The sequence below is a fragment of the Bacteroides sp. PHL 2737 genome (assembly GCF_004115325.2).
Taxonomy (GTDB): Bacteria; Bacteroidota; Bacteroidia; order Bacteroidales; family Bacteroidaceae; genus Bacteroides; species Bacteroides hominis.
The window spans coordinates 2,016,468-2,039,014 of the sequence record NZ_CP040630.1; the positions used below are offsets into that span (position 1 = coordinate 2,016,468).

Consider the following 22,547-nt stretch of genomic DNA (forward strand, 5'->3'; position numbering starts at 1 on the left):
ATGCTATGGAACTGTCACAATATATAAAAGATAAATTAGTATCAGAGAAACGGGTGGCAATGCCCATCATGACCCATCCGGGCATCGAGTTACTGGGTAAACGGGTGCTGGATGCCGTAACGAACGGAGAAATCCATTATCACGCCATCCGTGCCTTGAATGAATGTTTTCCGCAATCGGTGGCTTGTACCACCATTATGGATCTTACAGTAGAGGCAGAAGCCTTTGGAGCACAACTCAGTATGTCTTCCAATGAAGTACCCAGCGTGTCCGGGCACCTGCTTGCCGGATATGCGGATGTAGAGGCCTTGCAGGTTCCTTCACTTGAATCCGGGCGTGTGCCTCAATACTTGCAGGCCGACCGCCTGGCGGCAAAAGGGATAGATAAGCCCGTGCTGGCGGGATGTATCGGTCCTTACTCTTTGGCAGGACGTCTGTATGATATGACGGAAATCATGATGGCTATTTATACAGAACCCGAAACAGCCCGGCTATTGCTTGAAAAATGTACGGAGTTCATTCTGCGCTATTGTCTTGCCATTAAGGAGACCGGGGTAGCCGGGGTCATTATGGCGGAACCGGCTGCGGGGCTTCTTTCGAACGAAGATTGCCTGCAATATTCGTCTGTCTACGTGAAACGCATTATCGATGCCGTGCAGGACGATTCGTTTACGGTTATCCTGCATAATTGCGGTAATACGGGACATTGTACTCCGGCTATGCTGGCTACCGGTGCCCAAGGATATCATTTCGGTAATAAAGCGGATATGCTTGCCGCTCTCCGCGAGTGCCCTTCGGATGTATGGGTGATGGGGAATCTGGACCCTGTGGGCGTATTCAGGATGTTAACTCCCGAAGAAGTTTTCGCGCAGACAGAAGAACTTCTGAGCCGTACAGCCGGATACGCTAACTTTATTGTCTCTACCGGTTGCGACACTCCGCCCGAAGTACCTTTTGATAACATTCAGGCTTTTTATCTGGCTGTAGAGAAATACAATAAGGGGAGATGAATGATAATACCAGTATTGGATAATATTGTACTTGTTTCCGGGGGGAATCCCTCCTACTTTTGTGAAGTATTCATTGCTAAATAAACGATTTATGATTAAGAGAATAAAGATATTGGCTACAGGTGCACTGCTGATGGCAGGATTGGGTGCCTGTTCTCCTTCGGGAAAGAAAACGGGGTCGGAAACAGTTGCTGATACCCTGCGTACAGCGGAAACGGTGAACTTATTGAATAATCTCCGGCAGATTCCCGGACAAGGATTCATGTTCGGTCACCATGACGATCCGCTTTACGGTGTGGGCTGGGAAGGTGACGAAGGGCGCAGTGACGTGAAAAGTGTGTGCGGTGACTATCCTGCGGTTATGTCGTTCGATCTGGGGCATATAGAATTGGAAGGTGAGAAAAGTCTGGATAATGTGCAGTTCCGTAAAATACGGCAGGAAACGATTAACCAGTACAAGCGTGGAGGAATGGTTTCTTTCAGCTGGCACCTCGACAATCCGTCGACAGGCAAAGACGCATGGGATGTGAGTGACACGACGGTTGTTGCCTCCATACTTCCCGGTGGAACACATCACACCAAGTTCGTGGGTTGGCTCGATGCCGTTGCGGCCTTTATGAATACTCTGGAAACAGAAGACGGGACAAAGATACCGGTTCTTTTCCGTCCCTGGCACGAACATACCGGAAGCTGGTTCTGGTGGGGACAAAACCTTTGTACGGCTGAACAATACAAAGCCCTCTGGCGGATGACGTATGAACGTATGCATGCCAAAGGAGTAAAGAACTTGCTTTATGCTTATTCCCCGGGATCGGAACCAAAGGATTCGGCAGCTTATCTGGAACGTTATCCGGGAGATGACATCATCGACCTGGTGGGCTTTGACACCTACCAGTTCGACCGGACGCAGTATATGGAGCAACTGGATAAGTCACTTGCCATCCTGACAGAAGTGGGGCAGTCGCACAATAAGCCTATCGCCATCACCGAAACCGGTTTCGAAGCTATTCCCGATTCTACCTGGTGGACACAGACACTCTATCCGGTAATCAGCAAGTACCCTATCAGTTATGTGCTGGTATGGCGCAATGCACGTGAACGGGTGAATCACTATTATGCTCCTTATCCCGGGCAGGTGTCTGCCGATGACTTTGTGAAGTTCTACCGTGAGCCGAAAACTTTGTTTGTCTCGGACGTGAAAGACCTTTATAAATAGAAAATCAAATAAATAACGATAAAAACACTGTCCATTATGAGTCTGTTTAATGATAAAGTTGCTAAATTGCTCTCCGGGCATGAAGCACTGTTAACACGCAGGAACGAACCGATAGAAGAAGGAAACGGAGTGATAACGCGTTACCGTTATCCTGTGCTGACCGCTGCGCATACGCCTGTCTTTTGGCGATACGATCTGAATGAGGAGACCAACCCTTTCCTGATGGAGCGTATCGGCGTGAATGCAACGCTGAATGCCGGGGCCATTAAGTGGGAGGGGAAATATCTGATGCTGGTGAGGGTAGAGGGAGTCGACCGCAAATCATTCTTTGCTGTTGCCGAAAGCCCGAATGGTATTGATAATTTCCGTTTCTGGGAATATCCGGTGACTTTGCCCGAAGATGTGATTCCGGCAACCAATGTATACGATATGCGTCTCACCGCTCACGAAGACGGTTGGATTTACGGCATCTTCTGTGCCGAGCGGCATGATGATGATGCTCCTGCCGGTGACTTGTCGTCGGCTACTGCCACGGCCGGTATCGCTCGCACCAGAGACCTGAAAAATTGGGAACGTTTGCCGGATCTGAAAACAAAGAGCCAGCAACGCAATGTGGTGCTTCATCCCGAGTTTGTGGATGGAAAGTATGCACTCTATACCCGTCCGCAAGACGGATTCATAGATACAGGTAGCGGAGGAGGTATCGGGTGGGCACTGATTGACGACATGACTCATGCAGAGGTGAGTGAAGAGAAGATTATCGACAAACGCTATTACCACACCATCAAAGAGGTGAAGAACGGTGAAGGGCCGCATCCCATCAAGACCCCTCAGGGATGGCTTCACCTGGCTCATGGGGTACGCAATTGTGCCGCCGGACTGAGGTATGTGCTGTATATGTATATGACTTCGTTGGAAGACCCTACCCGGCTGATAGCCTCTCCGGCCGGCTACTTTATGGCTCCGGTAGGAGAAGAACGCGTCGGTGATGTATCGAATGTACTCTTTTCGAATGGCTGGATAGCCGATGATGACGGGAAAGTGTTTATCTACTATGCCTCGTCGGATACCCGGATGCACGTGGCCACCTCGACTGTCGAACGGTTGGTGGACTATTGCCTGCATACCCCTCAGGACGGTTTTTGTTCCTCGGCTTCGGTGGAGGTACTCAAAAATCTGATTGAACGGAACCTGAAACTGATGAAATAAGAAAACCAAGAATAGAATGACCACCATGATTACACTGAAAGAGAAGATCGGCTACGGATTGGGCGATATGGCTTCATCCATGTTCTGGAAACTGTTCGGTTCTTATCTGATGATTTTTTACACCGATGTGTTCGGGCTGCCGGCCGCTGTGGTAGGAACCATGTTTCTGATTACCCGGGTGTGGGATTCGGCTTTCGACCCTATTGTGGGAGTGATTGCCGACCGTACCCAGACCCGCTGGGGCAAGTTTCGTCCTTACCTGCTGTATCTTGCTGTCCCCTTTGCGCTGATAGGTATCTTTACCTTCACCACTCCGCAACTGAGCGATACGGGAAAACTTGTCTATGCCTACATCACCTATTCTTTGATGATGATGGTATATTCGGCTATCAATGTGCCTTATGCTTCTCTGCTGGGAGTGATGAGTCCCGATCCGAAAGAGCGGAACACGTTGTCCACCTATCGCATGACTTTTGCCTATATCGGCAGTTTCATCGCTTTGTTGCTGTTCATGCCGATGGTAAATCTGTTTGGAGGTGCGGAGGATGAACAGCGTGGCTGGATGTTGAGTGTAGTGGTGATCGCTGTGATGTGTGCGGTTCTGTTCTATCTCTGTTTTGCGTTGACGCGTGAACGGGTGAAACCGATCTGGGAAGTGCAGGGCTCTCTGAAAGATGACTTGAGGGATCTGCTTCACAACCGCCCGTGGTGGATCTTGCTGGGTGCCGGAGTGGCGGCCCTGGTCTTCAACTCCATCCGTGACGGAGCTACGGTTTATTATTTTAAGTACTTTGTGGTAGAAGAGGATTATTCAACAGTCTCCCTCTTCGGGGTCTCTTTTGTGCTGAGTGGGCTTTACCTGGCAGTGGGGCAGGCTGCCAATATCGTGGGGGTGATTCTTGCCGCACCGGTCAGCAACCGCATTGGCAAAAAGAATACATATATGGGAGCCATGAGCCTGGCTACCATACTTTCCGTCATTTTTTACTGGTTCGGAAAAGGAGATATCGCTCTGATCTTTGTCTTCCAGGTACTCATCAGCATTTGTGCCGGAAGTATCTTCCCTTTGCTCTGGTCGATGTATGCCGATTGTGCCGACTATTCCGAACTGAAGACAGGCAACCGGGCTACGGGGCTGATCTTTTCCTCTTCGTCCATGAGCCAGAAGTTCGGATGGGCTATAGGAAGTGCATTGACCGGTTGGCTACTGGCTTACTTCGGATTTCGTGCCAACGAGGTGCAGAGTGTAGAAGCCATTCACGGAATTAAGATGTTTCTCAGTTGGTTGCCGGCCGTCGGGACGGTACTGTCTGTTATCTTTATCAGCATGTACCCACTGTCGGAGAAGAGAATGAAAGAGGTGACCTCGGAATTGGAGAAGAAAAGACAAACTGCTCAATCATGATTCAAAATACTATGGACAAGATTCTTAAACAGGAAATGCTGGAAGAACTCACCACCCACATCCTTCCCTACTGGATGGAACGGATGGTGGATCAAGAAAACGGTGGATTTTACGGACGTATCACCGGACAGGAAGAACGGATGCCTCAGGCAGAGAAAGGAGCCATTCTGCATGCACGTATTCTGTGGACCTACTCTGCCGCTTACCGCCTGTTGGGCAAAGAAGAATACAAAGAGATGGCAACCCGGGCCGAACGTTACCTTATCGACCGTTTTTATGATCCGGAGTTCGGAGGAGTTTATTGGTCTCTTGATTACAGGGGTGAGCCGTTGGATACCAAAAAACAGATTTACGCCATCGGTTTTGCCATTTATGGTCTGAGCGAATATCACCGGGCCACCGGAGATCCGGAAGCATTGGAGTATGCCGTCCGTTTGTTCTATGACATAGAGTCCCATAGCTTCGACCGAATAAAGAACGGTTACTGTGAAGCGCTTACCCGGGAGTGGAACGAGATAGCCGATATGCGCCTTAGCGAGAAAGATGCCAATGAACGCAAGACGATGAATACCCATCTGCACATTCTTGAGCCTTATACCAACTTATACCGGGTTTGGAAAGACGAGGGGCTGAAACGGCAGTTGCGTAACCTGATAGAACTTTTTATGCAGAAGATATTGGACAACGATACATTCCATCTGCGACTCTTTTTTGATGATGACTGGCAAAGTAAATATGCCGTTATTTCGTACGGGCATGATATTGAAGCCTCCTGGCTGTTGCACGAAGCTGCCCGCGTACTGGGAGACGCCGAACTCCTTGCCGAAGTGGAACCTGTTGTGAAGAAGATCGCTGCGGCCGCATCCGAAGGTTTCACTCCCGACGGAGGAATGGTGTATGAAAAGAACTTCGCTACGGTACATGTGGATGGCGACCGTCATTGGTGGGTACAAGCCGAAACCGTAGCCGGATACTATAACCTGTTCCGCTATTTCGGTGATTGCGAAGCTTTACAGCGTTCCGTGGCCTGTTGGCGATTCATCAGGCAACATCTGATTGACGATGTCCACGGTGAATGGTTCTGGAGCCTTCGGGCCGACGGCACTGTCAACCGGGATGATGACAAAGCCGGATTCTGGAAATGCCCTTATCATAACGGGCGTATGTGCATTGAGCTGTTGGGCGGATAAACGCATTGTTTCCCCTTTCGTTAGATTGTTTTCCAAACTTTTTGTACTTTTGGGCACAATTTAGCGAATATGAAAAACAAACACGTCAAGAGAGTGAACCTGCTTCTCTCCATCCTGTTGGGAGCAGGTGTCTTTATCTTCTTTGGAGTATATTATCCTTATCATCTGCACTATCAGGAACAGTTCCAGATGTTTCTTTTCACGTCCGGGTATTTTGTCGAACGGGCATCCCATCCCGGTGGAGTGGCGGATTATTTAGGTAATTTCCTCACTCAGTTTTATTATTATTCGTGGGCGGGAGCCGCTGTCTTAGCAGGTGTATTGTGGGGCATGCAACGTTTGGTTGCATTTATTGCCGGACGTATGGGAGAGTGCTCTTTGTGGTATCCGCTTACCCTGCTGCCCTCTTTGTGTTTCTTTATTCTTCTTTGTGACGAGAACTATCTCCTTTCGGGAGTCCTTTCCGCTTGCATGGTGTTGGGGGCAGTTGCGGGATATACCTGTATTTCCAATCCTGTCGTACGCCGTATCTCCCTTTGGGCAGGCATTCCGGTACTCTATATGTTGGCGGGAGGTTGTGCCTGGTTGTTCATCCCGCTGGCTTTGATGGTTGAGTTTTGGCGCTTCGGCACGAAGCACTCTTCCTTATGGCTTCCGGCAGGCGGAGCGATTCTTGTTGCCGGAGTCACAATCTGGGCCTCCCGGTGGTTGTTTCCTTATCCGATGGACCGCTTGTTGTGGGGAATCGGGAGTTATCGTTTCCCTTTATTCTTTCCGAAAGCACAAGTGGTTGCCTGGATAGCTCTCGTGTTGGTTCCGCCGTTAGTAGCCCGCCTGCCCGGGAAGATTACCCGGGGACGTTACGTTATGGCCCTTACGGGGCAGTTCCTGTTGATGCTGTTGGCCATGAATCTCCTTGGCAAGCGCAGCATCGCGATGAATAAAGAGGCAGTAATGGCTTACGACTATCACGTACGTATGCAGGATTGGGACGGTATCATTGCCCTGACCGGGAAGAAATTGCCCGATACTCCCATGGCGGTTTCCTGCTTTAACCTTGCCTTAGGGATGAAAGGGCAATTGGCCGACCGCATGTTTCACTATCGCCAGCGTGGAAAAGAGGGGCTGTTCATGTCGTTTGTCAATGACTTTACAATTCCTCTGGTAGCTGCCGAACCCTATTATTACCTGGGAATGGTGAACACAGCCCAACAACTTGTCTTTGAAGCGATGGAGGCCATCCCCGATTATCAGAAGAGTGTCCGCTGTTTTAAGCGGCTTGCCGAAACAAATCTGATAAACGGAAGATATGAAGTGGCAGGCAAATATCTGCGTATCCTGCAACATACCCTTTTTTATAAAGACTGGGCCACGGAGATGCTGGCTTGTCTGGACGATGAGGCGCGGATCGATGCACATCCCGAGTACGGACGCCTGAGAAAACTCACCCCGCAAACCGACCTGTTTTTCAATCCGGCAGAACCGGAGATGACGTTGTCATTGTTGTTGCAGGCAAATCCGGAGAACCGGATGGCCTATGAATATCTGATGGGCATAACCCTGCTGAAGAAAGACATGGGACGATTCGTTCACTATTATCCTTTGGGAGAGAAACTGGGCTACCGCTCGATACCGAAGAGTTATCAGGAGGCACTGCTGTTTGGCTGGAGTATGCAGAAGCATACGCCGGGAGAGGAAATCCCCTGGAAGATTAACCGGGAGACAGGAGAGCGGTTGCGGGAGTATGCGCGCATTTACACTTCTACACGGTCTGAGGAGGCGTTGGCACCCCGGTTTGGAGATACTTACTGGTTCTATGTACATTTTAGATAAAAGATTATGAATAAGATAAAACAGTGTTTAGGTATCCTGCTGTTATCATTAACGGTGGTTTCCTGCCGGCAAAAGGTGGTATCGCCCGTTCCGGTAGATGCACTTCCTCCGATATGGCCCGACTATGCGGGGGTAACGATTCCCGCTACCATTGCACCGCTCAACTTCCGTGTGACTGCCGATGGGGCGGAGGCGGTAGATGTCGTGATTTCCGGAACGAAAGGAGATCCCATCCGGACAAGCGGAGAATCTGTGGAGATCCCTGCCGGAAAATGGAGCGAGTTGCTGGAGAACAATAAAGGGGACAGCCTTGAAGTGAAAGTATGTATCCGTCAAAACGGAGAATGGAAAGCGTATCGGTCTTTCCCGTTCTATATCAGCCCGTTTCCCATTGATTACGGATTGGTGTACCGCCTGCTTGCACCGGGATACGAAATATACAGCAAGATGGGTATTTATGAGCGCGAACTTTCTACGTTTCGCCAGACTCCTTTGTTTGAGAATACTCAGGTGACGGCCGCCTGCGTCAATTGCCATGCTTTCAATCAGACGAACCCCGATCCGTCCAGCCTGCATGTCAGAGGCGGACACGGAGCCACGGTGATGACCATCGGTGGAGAGAGCGAGTTCCTCGATACAAAAGCTGACGGACAGCTTTCTGCCTGTGTTTATCCTTATTGGCATCCTTCGGGCGAATACATCGCTTATTCGGTGAACCGGACCAACCAGACTTTCCATCTGGGAGGGAAGAAGCCTATCGAGGTTTTTGACCAGGCTTCGGATGTGGTAGTTTACCATCCGCAGTCACATCGGATACTGACTACTCCTCTGCTGAGTACCGCCGCATTCGAAACATTTCCCGCCTTCTCGCCCGACGGACGGACACTTTATTTCTGTTCGGCGGAGCAGAAAGAGATGCCTGCCCGGTATAAAGAGGTGAAATACAGTTTGTGCAGTATTGCTTTCCATCCGGAGGACGGAACATTTGGCGAACGGATCGATACATTAATCTCCGCCCGTACACTGGATAAAAGCATTTCTTTTCCCAAACCTTCATTCGACGGAAAGTATCTGATGTTTACGCTTTCGGATTATGGAAACTTCTCCATCTGGCATAAGGAGGCCGATCTTTGGCTTTTGGATCTGAGAAGCGGGGCCTTCCGCAACCTGGAGGAGGTGAACAGTGACGACACGGAAAGTTATCACAACTGGAGCAGCAATTCACATTGGTTTGTGTTCAGCAGCCGGAGAGGTGACGGGTTGTACACCCGCCTTTATATCGCCTCGGTGGACGAGCAGGGGCGTATCGGGAAGCCTTTCCTGTTGCCTCAGCAAGATCCGTATATATTCTACGATCAGTTGATCTATTCGTATAATGTTCCTGAGTTTGTATCCGCTCCGGTGCAATGGGACAAGCGGGAGATAGCCAAAGGGCTGATGTCGAAGGAGCGAGTTAAAGTGAAATAAAAGATGAGTAAAAGTATGGAATACAGAAAACATAGAATAGAGTATTTAAAGACTACTGTTGAATATTCCCTTTTTGGGGGTGAGGGAGAAACGAAGGAGGCGCATCTGATGTTTCATGTCGATCCGGAAGCGGGGAGTTATGAAGAGCAGCTGACGGCTATTTGCAAAGCATATCATAAGACATTGGGCAGGAAGATAAAACTCAGGGGAATGGTGCCGGCGTTTTGCCGTTACTTTCTGAGTGATGCCGCCAATCAGTGGGAGGTTTTGCAAGCTGTTTTGCAGGAAGAGCCATCGTATGCTGTCTCGGTTGTGCAACAGCCTCCGTTGGATGGAAGTAAGATTGCTTTGTGGGTCTATCTGACCTCCGAACGGAACGCCGCTTATAAGCATTACTGGACAGCCGGTGCGGGTGTGCCTTGCGGTAATTCGGAGCAGCAGATGAAAACCTTGTTAAAATCTTACGAAGCCGATTTGACCGGAAAAGGCTGTACGCTGGCTTCCGATTGCATCCGTACCTGGATCTTTGTGCAGAACGTGGATGTGAATTATGCGGGCATTGTCAAGGCGCGCCGTGAAAACTTTGTCGGGCAGGGACTGACCGAATCGACCCATTATATAGCCAGTACCGGCATAGAGGGGCGGCATGCCGATCCGAAGATACATGTGCTGCTCGATGCCTATGCGGTGAAAGGATTGCAGCCGGGACAGGTGACTTACCTGCATGCGCTGTCTCACCTCAGCCCGACAGCCTTGTATGGAGTGACTTTCGAACGGGGGACTTCCGTAGAGTATGGTGACCGTTGTCATCTCTTTATCAGCGGTACGGCCAGTATCGATCACCGTGGTGAAGTCGTTCATGTAGGTGATATCCGGGCACAGACCTATCGGATGTGGGAGAATGTGGAGAAGTTGCTTGAAGAAGGTAAGGCAGGTTTTGCCGATGTGGCGCAAATAATAGTCTATCTTCGTGACGCTTCCGATTATCCGGTTGTCCGGGATATGTTTGCCGAACGCTTTCCGCAAATACCCATACAGTTCGTTGCCGCTGCCGTGTGCCGCCCTACCTGGCTGATCGAGATGGAATGTATGGCAGTAGCCGGAAACGATAACTCCAGTTATCAATCGTTTTGATAGAATTTATTCTATTTCGCTTTCTAAAAGATATGAAATGCGCTGTTTGCCAAACAGCGCATTTCTTTTTTTTGATAGATCCGGAAGAAAAAGCGTTCCTCAAAGGGGCTTTGGAAGCTGGAAAGCCGGGCTTGAAGGCTCCGAAAGCCGGGGTGTTGAGAGAATAGAGCCGGGCTTTCCGGAAAAAGAAGTAAGCATTTGCCGAAAATGCTTACTTCTTTCGGGGCAAATGCTTAATTCTTTTTGAAATATCTCCTAATGTTTTTCCGGATTACTCTTATTGTTTCCGATCGGAGCTCCAAAAGAGAGTGGAATTCTCCTGGTTGCTACTCCGGAACGAACGAAGTGGAAATGACAAAGAAACGGATCTTTGGGGCAATTCCCGTCTATGGGTCCTGCTTTTTGCAGAAACGGTGTTATCTTGTCCGTCCATCGGCTGTTCGGGTGATAAAAGTAAAAACAGCGATCGCCATAGAAGGCGATTTTAGTCTTGCGGCTTTATGACGGGCCGAAAGAAAGCAATCTGAGAGGATTGAAGTATCATTTTGACAGAATGTCAAAACCGCAGGAAGTGTGCCGAGGTTCACCACAGAGGACACAGAGTAACACAGAGGTGAAAAGGGTTTTGATTCACCTCATTCCGGTGAATTCAATACTCCGTTTCCTGTGGATTAAAGTTACACCATCCTTTTGTCCACTCCGGATAGTTGATTTCTTCCTTTTCACTGAACACTACATTTTCCATTACGGCAGGTGTCCCTTCTATGTCCGACGGATATCCGTTGATCCGGCAGTTCCGGAAGGTTACTGACGTATTGGTCCCCAGATACAGTGCCGAACCGAACAATCCCAACATACTTTCATTCTCCGGTCGCAGTCCGCCGCCATTGATGAAGTCGGGACGGTTTACGAATGAAGCGTCTCCCGAGGCGGGACCATAGATCGTGACATCTTCAAAGGTGGCGGCTGTGGTGGGAGTGGCCGGGCTGTTTGTACCGTTGTTGCTGCATTCGAAGGCATGAGAACCTGTGATGTCGGCTATTCGCGGATGGCGGATACCCAAGAGATGCTTGCACGTACCACTGTAACCATTGTCTGTATCGAAGTCGTCGTCCCAGCAATGATAGGCCACCAGATATTCTGCATTGACCGTTCCGCCGAACCATTCGAAAGCATCGTCATTGGCATAGGATACTTGCAGATGGTCTATCTGCGTACCGTTTCCTACCGAGCCGAAAGTGATTCCGTTAATCTCCTGGTTCTTCTTGAACGGATACCCCGCAAACTCTATGCGGACGTAACTCAGGATGCCCGAATTATCTGCATTGTTCGGACCGCCGTGCGTGGTGCGCGGACCTCCTTCTATCTGCATGATGTTTTCGTTGTTCCGGGCATAGCCACAAAGAATCAGCCCTCCCCAGTCGCCCGGTTTCCGCTTTCCGGCAGGCATTTCGGAAGTGAATACAATCGGTGCATCCACTGTTCCTTGGGCTATCAGCTTTCCGCCCGGTTCTATGATCAGGGCGGCACGGGTCTCTTTGTCGCCCTTGATGACGGTGCCTGCCTCAATGGTCAGTGTGGAGCCGTATGTGACGTAACACCAACCTTTCATCAGGTAAGTGCCTCGTTTCAGGTATTGATGATCTTTTATCTCAAAGGTCTGTTCTCCGTTTCCGATGATGTTTTCACCGTAAACAATGTTGTTACCCTGTCCGCCGTTCTCGTCGTCCGTACAGCTACTGCCGGTCAGGCAAACCAGTGCTGTCAGTGCGATAATCCTTAGTCTGTATCTGTTCATAGTTTGAAAAACAGGTAAATGTGTCAAAATCCACCACAGAGGACACAGAGTAACACAGAGACAATTTTAAATTGTTGATTATTACTGAAAAACTCTGTGATGCTCTGTGTTACTCTGTGGTGAAAAGAGTTTCGACACTACCTCTTCATTCTGTGAGTGTATATGTGATTTATAACTTTGTCCAACCTTTGGTCCATTCGTTGTCTGCTTTCACTGCGCCTTTATAAGCCGCTTTCTCAAAGAAGCTGTCTGCCGAGAGGTCGGCTCCTCCTTCTTGGATTCCGATGAAGGTGTTGCTGAAGCTGAAAGTCTGGTTGATGGCATTGTGATTCTCTGCGGCAGTGAACAGGGCAGAAGAGTAACCGCCGTCACCGCTGGCTTTGATATCTCCCGCGATAGCGATGTAGTTCAATACCGAAGGACCATTCACCAAGTACTTCTCGGTTTGTTCTGTTTCGGTAGTCAGGTTATTGGCTTTGCCTGTAACCAGAGCATTGTAGATTTTGGCCTGAGTTCCGGCACGCAGGCGGATGCCTCTTTTACCTTCGTCATTGTTGGCGCCGATCAGTGTCAGGTTAGCCAGTGTGGGGCATGAAATCGGAGTGGCATCCATGTTCTTGTCATAGTTGTCGGCTTCGATCAGGCAGTCACATGTATATCCCAAAGTGGCGGGATCTTCCTGGTAGGCGACAAAGAATTGACCTTTTCCGCTCCATCCTTCTGTCCAGTCGAAAGAATCGTCACTGTTGCTTACCGATACCAGATACTTGGCATTGACCGTACCTCCGAACCATTCGAAACCGTCATCCGTACCTTTGTATGCTTCCAGATATTCGAGGGTAGTGCCGTTTCCTACACCGTAGAAGGTGAAACCGTTGCACTCTTTTTCTGTGGTGAACTTATAACCTGCGTATTCCAGGCGGATGTACTTCAGGATACCTGAGTTGTCTGCCGGATCGGAACCACCGTAAGTAGCGTCTCCTACTTCCGATTTACCGGTCGATCCGATATTGATAGGGGCTTTACCGCAAATATGGATACCGCCCCATGCTCCGGGTTCTTTGGTGTCGGAGGTCATGATAATCGGAGCAGAGGCAGTACCTACCGCTTCGATCTTGGCTCCTTGTTCCACGAGGATGTAGTCGATGGTGGCATCGTCGCTCTTGGCGCTGATTGTCACACCTTCACCGATCTTCAGGGTAGAACCGGCTTTGATGATATATTCTCCGTCGAGGGAGAAGTTGTAGCCTTTGGTCAGGATCACGGTTTTTGATCCGTCTACGCTTCCTTTCAGTGTTCCGTTGTTGGCTACCACTTCTTCGCCTTCGCCGTTTCCGCCACCTTCGCCGTTGTTGTCGTCACTACAAGCTGCAAGCGAACACATTCCCATCAGGGCTGCTACGGCCCAAGAGTTGAGTTTTAGATAATTCATTTTCATCTTCATACTGTTTATGGTTTATACTATCTGTTTGATTATTAATATAAATACTCTGTGTGATTCTGTCTCTCCCTGTGGCGAGCCTTAGAATCTGTACGAGACTCCTATCTCCGCATTTGTTCCCGGACGGAATGATTCTACTTCCACCTTTTGTCCCGTTGCCGGTAGTTCCTGCTTGAAACGGATGGTACTGTTCAGCAAATCTTTCATCTGTAAGCGCAGGTTTAGATGCTTGTTGATGGCATAGCTTGCTATGAAGTCCATCGTGTGCAGGGTCTGTTGCTTGATATTGCCTGTTCCGTAGATACCTACTGTCTCGATGCGTGGCCCTTGCACATTATAAACCAGTGCCAGTGTCAGGTCGCTTTCTCCCCTTAATTGGGGAGTGTAGCTGATATCGGCATTGATCAGGAACGGGGAGGCTCCCTGCAGAGCGCGTTCCGAGTCGGTATATACCCCGCCTTCAGGAAGGATGACGTTTGTATACATATATGAGCCGTTGGCACCGATACGGAGATTCTTGAACAGTTCTTTGCGGAACTCGATTTCCACTCCCGTGGCTATTCCGTCTTCGGCGTTGCGGAAAGAACGGATCACTGTTCCGCCCGAAGACTCCTGGGTCTGCTCAATGGGCGACTTCAGTTTCTTGAAGTAACCGGTAACGGAGAACATGTCGCCATTGTTACGTTTCGGGAAGAAATCGTAGCGCAGGTCTATGTTGTAGTTATAAGCATTCTTCAGCTCGTTGTTACCACGGATGTAGGCACTTCCGTAGGACTCCTGGTAGAGGAACGGAGCCATTTCGATGAACGAAGGCCGGGTGACGGTGCGTGATACGGAGAGGCGCAGGCTGTTGGTTTCGTCGATGGTGTACTTCAGGTTCAGTGCCGGGAAGAAATCACCTTTGTCCAGGTTCGTCTTCTTCTCCTGTCCTCCGTCTGTCCAGTAGCGTACCCATTGCTTGGCTTGCTCGTAGCGCAGCCCCACGTTGACCAGCAGAGATTCAACCGGATAATATTCTATTTCGGCAAACCCTGCCCATACATCCATGCCGGCGTAATAGTTGTAACGGGGTTGTGCGTCGATATTGGCTTTTATCGTTCCGTTGGCTATGTTTTCCTGATTCAGGTATCCGTTGGTATCGTATATGTTGGTGACATCGGCATTCAGGGCATTGATGTCATAATAGAAGTTCACGCTTTCAAAGTCGCGTTTTTTGCTTTTGTAAGTCCCTCCCACACGAATGAGGTTCGCGTCACCCCATTTGTACGAAGTGCGCAGGTCACCTACAATCTCCTTTTCCTGCAATTCTCCGAAATAGCGGTTGGTGGTCTGGTTCAGTTTAAAGAGGTTCAGCTTGTCGCTTCCTTCATTGCGGAAGAAGACAACCTGCCGGCGGTCCGGTTCATCGCTGTTGGTCAGCCCGTAGGAAGCACTCCAGTTTACATCCCACTGAGAGGTCAGCTCATGGTGTCCCATCAACTGGTTGTTCAGCAGTGAATACGCATGAAATACGCTGTTGCTCGACGTAATGTTGTTCTTTTCTGCATCGATCCCTTCGCGTGCCATGTAGTCGTTGATGGCATTGCGGGCATAAAACAGGGTAAAGTTGATGTGGTCGGCCTGCCGGAACGAGTATCCGATGCTGCCCAGTCCCGCTATTTTCAATGCGCTGGAATAGCTGTCGTAATTAAACTTATCGAGATGTGTGCCTTGTGCCGTCATGGTAGTGACGTAGGCATCTTTCAGAATCTGGTTTTCGTTGCTGATACCTACCGAGGCGAGTAGGCTCAGGCGGTTGCCGTTGGGCAGAGTCCAGCTCTTGCCTCCTCCGAGGTTACCGCCGAACTCGGGTAACGAACGGTGCTTGCTGATGGCGAAGTTTGTACCGAACGGATCATTGTTGCGGGCATAATCGCGGAACTCGCTTTTACCCATAGCCAGAATCCGGTCTTTGTTCTTTAGGTTGCCTGTACTGAAGAGTCCCCCCTTCCGGTCGCTGTAATAGAAATCTTTTCCGATGGTGTTGAAGCGTCCGCCTACGTTGAAGCCGATGGAGAAAAAGTCACTTCCGGTATTCTCTTTGGTGCTGATGTCGATATGTGCACCCGAATAGTCGGCGAAAGATCCGGCGGCATATACTTTGCTGACCGTAATGTTCTTTACGGTAGAGGCCGGAAAGAGGTCGAGCGGGATCAGCTTGTTGTCCGGATTGGGCGAAGCTATGGGCAGCCCGTTCAGGGTGGTGGTGCTGTACCGGTCTCCCAGTCCGCGCACAATCAGTTGTCCGGCACTGGCAATGGAGATTCCCGTTATTTTTTTTACCCCATCCTGTACGTTCGATATACCTTTGAGAGTCATCTCCTTGGCTCCCATGTTCTCGATGGCAAGCGTTGCTTTTTGTCTTTCCTGCAACAAAGCCTTTTCACCTTCCAGGTTCTTGCGGGCCACTACGGTGACGGCATCCAGCGTTTGTGCATCCACTTCCAGTTCGAAGTTCAGTGTCGCATCGGTTTTTATCTTCACTTCATTCATCCGGAACGTTTTATATCCTATGTATTTCACTTCGAGGGTATAAGTGCCGTTGTTCAGTGTAAGGGTGTAATTACCGTTTAAATCGGCTACGGCACCGGTGGCGGAACCTGTAACCTGTACGGTAGCTCCCGTGAGCGGTTCTTTGGTTTGTTTGTCAATGATGGTTCCCTTGATGACACCTGCTGTGATTCCCAAGGAAAATGTAGTGAGAAGAAGGGTGGAGAGAAGTCTCCCGATTCGTTGTTTCATGTCTTTTTATCTACGTTTTTCTGTCGGTGCAAAGTTGCGGGATTCAGGTTACGGGGGTGATACATGCACTATACGATTCGTTAACATCTGTGTTACATTCCTGTGTATTCTTTCCCCTGCAATACTCTTAGAGCACCGTTACCGCAAATATTTAATCCATTCTCTTGATAGAAATGGATAATTTTCTAATTTTGCATACTTACAGCAGACAAACATATACCCCTGTAAACTACTTTTATGGATAACGATATCGAACGGTTACGGCGAATGGCCTCCATGGCACAGATCGGGTGGTGGGAAGCTGACTTCACAGCCGGACACTATTTATGCTCAGAATATCTATGTGATTTATTAGGACTGGAAGGTAATACTATCTCTTTTATGGATTTCAGAGAACGGGTGCGGAAGGACTATCAGGAACAGATAGTCCGGGAGTTCAATGCTTCTATACACCGGGAGTTTTATGAACAGACCTTTCCCATTTATTCCAAAGAGGGAATCATTTGGTTGCATACACGCCTGGGCAATCGGGAGGAAGTGCCGGGCAGGGGGATCATTTCCTTCGGTACCATACAACGGGTAGAGGCTCCCAATGAAACCTCAGAACGTATCCTGGAGCGTGTCAACGATTTGCTGTATCGTCAGAACTCCATTTCCCATTCGCTGTTGCGCTTCCTGAAAGATGACAGTGTGGACCTTTGTATCATGGATATATTGAAAGATATCCTCGACCTTTTTCGTGGCGGACGGGTGTATATCTTTGAGTATGATGAATATTACCGTTATCAGGACTGTACCTATGAAGTGGTGGCAGAGGGAGTGCCGGCGGAGATTGAAAGCCTGCAACGCATCGCTACCGACAGTTTGCCCTGGTGGACGAGTCAGACCTTATCGGGTAAGCCGGTGATACTGGATTCATTGGATCAGCTTCCGAAACATGCGAAATCCGAATATGCCATCCTCAGCCGCCAGAACATCAAGTCGCTGATGGTCACTCCGCTGATAGCGGGCGAACATGTATGGGGATATATGGGAATCGACCTTGTGGAGAATTACCGCAACTGGAGTAATGAAGATTTCCAGTGGTTGTCGTCTTTGGCCAATATAATCAGTATCTGCATCGAACTGCGCAAAGCAAAAGATGATGCCATCCGCGAACGTTCTTTCTTGCGTAACCTGTTCCGCTTCATGCCGATGGGATATGTGCGTATGTCTATCATCCGGGATGCCGGCGGGAAACCTTGCGACTACCGGATAGCCGATGCCAATGATCTGAGTTCGGAACTGATCGGATTGCCTCTTTCGGATTATGTGGGGCGTTTGGGTAGTGAACTGTATGCAGATACGAAAGCACCAATAGACTATCTGGTGGACGTTATTGAAGATAATGTGCATAAAGAGACGGATGTCTTCTTCGATCGCTCCCAGCGCAGTTCCCATTGCATCATATATTCTCCGGAGAAAGACGAGGTGGTTTCCTTGTTTCTGGACTCTACGGAGACAGTACGTGCCCACAGGGCTTTGGATCGCAGCGAAAAGCTCTTCAAGAGTATCTTTGCCAATATTCCTGCCGGAGTGGAGCTTTATGATAAGGATGGCTATCTGCTCGATTTGAACAACTGGGACATGGAGACCTTTGGGGTGAAGGATAAAGCGGATGTAATAGGTGTCAGCTTCTTTGAGAACCCGAATGTGCCTCTTGAAATCAGGGAACGGGTGCGGAACGAGGATTTGGTGGATTTCAGGCTGAATTACTCTTTTGAGAGGGCAGGCGACTATTTCCACTCGGATAGACAGAAGATGATTGAACTCTATACAAAGGTCAGTAAGCTGTTTGACAGTCAGGGGAACTTCAACGGATATGTATTGATTAATATCGATAATACGGAGCGTATCGACGCCATTAACCGTATCCGTGATTTTGAGAACTTCTTCCTGCTGATATCGGACTATGCAAAGGTGGGGTATGCTAAACTGAACTTGCTTACCAAACGTGGTTATGCCATCAAACAGTGGTATAAGAATATGGGCGAGCCTGAGGATATTCCGCTGTCGTCGGTTGTGGGAGTCTATGATAAGATGCATCCGGAAGACAGGCAGAAAGTCGTTGATTTCTACGAAAAGGTATTGAAGGGTGAGGAGAAGGATTTCCGTAGCGAAATGCGTGTGTTGAAGCCCGGCACTGCCGATGAGTGGAACTGGGTGCGCATGAATGTGGTGGTTACCAAGTTTGAACCGGATAACGGGGAGATAGAGATCATCGGCATTAACTATGACATTACCGAACTGAAAGAGACGGAAGCCATGCTTATCGAGGCTAAAGAGAAAGCTGAAACGATGGACCGCCTGAAGAGTGCTTTTCTTGCGAATATGAGTCATGAGATACGTACACCGCTCAATGCGATTGTCGGCTTCTCGGGGTTGCTGGTGGATACGGAAGATCTGGAAGAACGTCGTGAATACATTAAGATTGTACAAGAGAATAACGACTTGCTGTTACAGTTGATCTCTGATATTTTAGACCTGTCGAAAATAGAGGCGGGGACATTTGAATTCACCTATGGCGAGACGGATGTGAATATGCTTTGTGAAGATATTGTCCGCAGTTCCCAGATCAAGGTACCACAAGGAGTTGAGTTGGTTTTTGATCCGCATCCGTCGGAATGCAGCGTGGTGAGTGACCGGAACCGCCTGCATCAGGTTATCTCTAATTTCGTGAACAATGCTTTGAAGTTTACTTCATCGGGCAGTATCCGCGTGGGATACGAAGAAAAAGAAGAGTGCGTGGAGTTTTATGTGCGGGATACGGGAATTGGAATTCCCGCAGGGCAACTGCCTCATATCTTTGAGCGTTTCGTCAAGTTGAACACCTTTATTCATGGAACCGGCCTCGGGCTTTCCATCTGCAAAAGCATCGTAGAGCAGTTAGGCGGAGTCATAGGAGTGGATTCGGAAGAGGGAAAGGGCTCCCGGTTCTGGTTCACCATTCCGAAATAGGGGCTTTCATAGCAAAAGACATTTCACCACAGAGGACACAGAGGGAAACCGAAGATATTATTATCCTAATGGATAACGTATCTTTATCTCCTTCTCTGTGTCCTCTGCGTCCTCTGTGGTGAAATATGGTTAAGCAAACTTATCGATTCCCTGATAGATGCAGCTTGCGATACCTAAGGCTATGATGCCCAATGTACAAAGTGCGAGACTTAACTTGGTATAACCGTCACTGCGGAAAGCGGGGATGGGTTCTTCGTTGGGATTGATATACATGGCTTTCACGATCAGCAGGTAGTAGTAGAGTGAAACTACTGTGTTGATCAGGGCAATGAATACCAGTAAATGGAACCCACTGTTGAATGCGGCCATGAAGATGAAGAACTTGGAGAAGAAACCCGCAAACGGAGGGATACCGGCCAGTGAGAACAGGGCAAGTGTCATGATGAAAGCCAGTTTGGGGTTTGTCCGGTACAGTCCGTTATAGTCGTTTATTTCTACCTTGTTGCTACGTTGCTCCACAATCGAGATAACCGCGAACACACCTAAGTTTGCTGCCAGGTAAACCAGTACATAATAAACCAGGGCGGTCATTCCCATCGCACTGCCACCTATGACACCCAGCATGATGTATCCGGCCTGAGAGATGGCTGAGAATGCCATGAAACGTTTTAGGTTCTGCTGGCGGATGGCAAAGAGATTGGCAATGGTGATTGAGGCAATAGTTACCCAGAACAGTACTTCCTGCCATTGTGCCGTCATCGGTGCAAATACTTTCGTCAGGATGGTCATCAGCACGAAAGCTGCCGATCCTTTGGAGATCACACTTAAATAGGAGGTCACGGCCGTGGGTGCACCTTCGTATACGTCGGCGGTCCAGAGATGGAAGGGAACCAGGGAGATCTTGAATCCCATGCCGGCAAAGAAGAATACGAAAGCCATGACCTGAAGCATGTTACCTGTAATGTGCCCGGGCAGGTCATCGAAGTAGAGAGTGCCTGACGTTCCGTAAATCATCGAAAGACCGAACAGCAGCAAGGCACTTGAGAACAGAGCTGTCAGGATATACTTGGCACCTGCTTCTGCAGAGTGGTGGCGGTATTTGTCGAATGCCACCAGTGCGGCCATAGGGATACTCGCCATTTCCAACCCGATGAAGAACATCAGGAAGTGTCCGGCAGAGATCATGAAATACATACCTAACAGGGTGGAGAGTGTCAGGACATAAAACTCTCCCTGCTTGATACTGGTGTCTTCACGTTTCAGCCACTCGTGGGCCATCAGTATCACGATGAGAGTACCGACGTTGAGCACTGCTTTGATGATGGTTTGCATCGGTGCATACTGATACATTCCGCCGAAAGCCTCCGCCGGAACTCCGGGGAAGAGGTTGATTACGGTGTGGATGGTCAGCAGGATGACAGCCGGCAAGGTGAGCGACCTGGTAGGTAGTTTGGGAGCCGTGCCTTTATGGTCCGGGCAGGTAAACAGGTCGACCACAAACAGGATGAGGATAACCGCTATCAGCGATAGCTCCTCTTTCATATATAGAAATTGTGAATAATCCATCTTCTTTTTATGGTATTAAGTGTGAAACAACGGGCAATACACTTTCGCCGATCATGTGGCTTACCCAGAAAGGAGCCATACCCAGTCCGGCAACACAAATAATGAGACAGATAACGGCGAAGCGTTCATCCCAAGTTGCGTCTGTCAGTGCCAGGTGATGCTTGTTGGTACAAGTCCCATACAGAATCTTGCCTACCAGCCGGAGGATGTAGACCGCAGTAATGACAATGGATGAACAAGCGATAATGGTCAGTGTGCGGTGGAACACATCGAAGTTCTGGAATGAACCGACAAAGATGGTCATCTCGGCTACGAAGCCGCTGAGTCCCGGAAGTCCCAGGTTGGCAAGTCCGGCAATTACATAGCAGACACTGAGGAACGGCATCACTTTCATCAGTCCGCTCAGCTCGCGTACATCGCGGGTATGTGTACGTCCGTATATCATACCGATGAGGGCGAAGAACAATGCTGTCATTAATCCGTGGCTGAGCATCTGGAGCACTGCACCGGTGGCGGCTGTCTGGTTCATCATCAGGATAGCGAAGAGCACCAGACCACAGTGGCTCACTGACGAGTAGGCATTAATATACTTCAGGTCGGTTTGCACACAAGCGCTGAAGGCACCGTATACAACCGATATACCTGTCAGGATCAGGAAGATCCAGCCCAGTTCGTTGGCAGCTTCCGGCATCAGGTACATGGCGATGCGGAAACATCCGTAACCTCCCAGTTTCATCAGTACGCCGGCATGCAGCATGGAGACGGCAGTCGGTGCCGAGGCATGACCGTCGGGGCTCCATGTGTGGAAAGGAAAGAGTGCGCCCAGTACGCCGAATCCCAGGAAGGTGAGCGGGAACCAGATGCACTGTTGTGCAAACGGGATGTTGTGCAGCCGGGCTATTTCGAGGATGTTCATTGTCGTCCCGCCGGCACCGAAGAAGATGCCCAGAATACCGATCAGCAAGAAAGCCGAACCACCCATCAACATCAGGGTCAGCTTCATGGCTGCGTATTCCTTGCGTCCCGAGCCCCATACACCGATCAGCAGATACATCGGGATCAACGCGATTTCGTAGAACATGAACATGGTGAACAGATCGATGGAGATGAAGAATCCGAATACTCCCATCGACAGGAGTGTGAACCACAGGAAGTATTCTTTGGTCAGCGGTTGCAGCTTCCAGGAAGCGAAGGTACCGGTGAAAACAATGACGGCACTAAGCAGCAGCATGGCTACCGATATTCCGTCGACTCCTACCGAATAGGATATGTGGAGGGGAGCATACCATACTGTGTCGGCACGGAACAGCATTTCGGCTGTGGCTCCTGCCTGGCGCTCGCCTAAATAAAGGAACGTCAGCACAATACTCAGGATAAGCAACGCTGTACTTCCCGCTACCATCACTCCACGGATGGCTTTAATGCCTTTGGCAAGGTATAACCCGCCAAGCATCAGCAGAGGAATGAGTACGAATAAGGATAAAAAGTTCATATCTTTTG

General features: G+C 49.4%; 14 protein-coding genes. 9 read left to right on the forward strand and 5 right to left on the reverse strand.

Going from position 1 to position 22,547, the window contains the following annotated elements; genetic code table 11:
* Positions 1-5 precede the first annotated feature (5 nt).
* The 8 genes from DBK98_RS08300 to DBK98_RS08335 all read left to right on the forward strand — a co-directional run bounded on the left by DBK98_RS08300 (position 6) and on the right by DBK98_RS08335 (position 10,464).
* A complete protein-coding gene (locus DBK98_RS08300; RefSeq protein WP_032537180.1) occupies positions 6-1,010 on the forward strand; it encodes a methylcobamide--CoM methyltransferase in 1,005 nt (334 codons plus the stop codon).
* Between the two features lie 91 nt (positions 1,011-1,101).
* Positions 1,102-2,226, forward strand: coding sequence for a glycoside hydrolase family 26 protein (locus tag DBK98_RS08305; RefSeq protein ID WP_022011977.1), 1,125 nt, complete (start codon positions 1,102-1,104; stop codon positions 2,224-2,226).
* Positions 2,227-2,262: 36 nt separating this feature from the next.
* Positions 2,263-3,435 carry a 4-O-beta-D-mannosyl-D-glucose phosphorylase gene (locus DBK98_RS08310; protein ID WP_032537178.1) on the forward strand — a complete coding sequence of 391 codons (1,173 nt, stop codon included), beginning with the start codon at positions 2,263-2,265 and terminating at the stop codon, positions 3,433-3,435.
* A 25-nt stretch (positions 3,436-3,460) separates the two neighbouring features.
* Entirely contained in the window at positions 3,461-4,840 is a 1,380-nt protein-coding gene (locus DBK98_RS08315; protein ID WP_032537256.1) for an MFS transporter, read from the forward strand.
* 11 nt (positions 4,841-4,851) lie between these two features.
* On the forward strand, positions 4,852-6,030 hold the full coding sequence (locus tag DBK98_RS08320; protein ID WP_032537255.1) for an AGE family epimerase/isomerase: 1,179 nt from the start codon (positions 4,852-4,854) through the stop codon (positions 6,028-6,030).
* Positions 6,031-6,099: 69 nt separating this feature from the next.
* Positions 6,100-7,863, forward strand: coding sequence for a DUF6057 family protein (locus DBK98_RS08325; RefSeq protein ID WP_032537177.1), 1,764 nt, complete (start codon positions 6,100-6,102; stop codon positions 7,861-7,863).
* A gap of 6 nt (positions 7,864-7,869) precedes the next feature.
* Positions 7,870-9,330: a PD40 domain-containing protein gene (locus DBK98_RS08330; protein WP_032537176.1), complete on the forward strand. Its 1,461-nt coding sequence runs from the start codon at positions 7,870-7,872 to the stop codon at positions 9,328-9,330.
* Positions 9,331-9,333: 3 nt separating this feature from the next.
* Complete coding sequence (locus DBK98_RS08335) at positions 9,334-10,464, forward strand: Rid family hydrolase (protein ID WP_032537175.1); 1,131 nt, start codon at positions 9,334-9,336, stop codon at positions 10,462-10,464.
* Between the two features lie 649 nt (positions 10,465-11,113).
* On the opposite strand, the gene DBK98_RS08340 is transcribed toward DBK98_RS08335, so the two are convergent.
* The 3 genes from DBK98_RS08340 to DBK98_RS08350 all read right to left on the reverse strand — a co-directional run bounded on the left by DBK98_RS08340 (position 11,114) and on the right by DBK98_RS08350 (position 16,484).
* Entirely contained in the window at positions 11,114-12,262 is a 1,149-nt protein-coding gene (locus DBK98_RS08340) for a hypothetical protein (RefSeq protein WP_032537174.1), read from the reverse strand.
* 169 nt (positions 12,263-12,431) lie between these two features.
* On the reverse strand, positions 12,432-13,706 hold the full coding sequence (locus DBK98_RS08345; protein WP_005818445.1) for a hypothetical protein: 1,275 nt from the start codon (positions 13,704-13,706) through the stop codon (positions 12,432-12,434).
* Positions 13,707-13,784: 78 nt separating this feature from the next.
* Positions 13,785-16,484: a TonB-dependent receptor gene (locus tag DBK98_RS08350; RefSeq protein ID WP_005775574.1), complete on the reverse strand. Its 2,700-nt coding sequence runs from the start codon at positions 16,482-16,484 to the stop codon at positions 13,785-13,787.
* A 237-nt stretch (positions 16,485-16,721) separates the two neighbouring features.
* On the opposite strand from DBK98_RS08350, the gene DBK98_RS08355 reads away from it, so the two are divergent.
* Positions 16,722-19,481: an ATP-binding protein gene (locus DBK98_RS08355; protein WP_005810253.1), complete on the forward strand. Its 2,760-nt coding sequence runs from the start codon at positions 16,722-16,724 to the stop codon at positions 19,479-19,481.
* Between the two features lie 129 nt (positions 19,482-19,610).
* On the opposite strand, the gene DBK98_RS08360 is transcribed toward DBK98_RS08355, so the two are convergent.
* On the reverse strand, positions 19,611-21,047 hold the full coding sequence (locus tag DBK98_RS08360; RefSeq protein ID WP_032537173.1) for an NADH-quinone oxidoreductase subunit N: 1,437 nt from the start codon (positions 21,045-21,047) through the stop codon (positions 19,611-19,613).
* 7 nt (positions 21,048-21,054) lie between these two features.
* Positions 21,055-22,539 (reverse strand): NuoM family protein, encoded by a 1,485-nt coding sequence (locus tag DBK98_RS08365; RefSeq protein WP_022011971.1) that lies wholly within the window; start codon positions 22,537-22,539, stop codon positions 21,055-21,057.
* Positions 22,540-22,547: the final 8 nt, after the last annotated feature.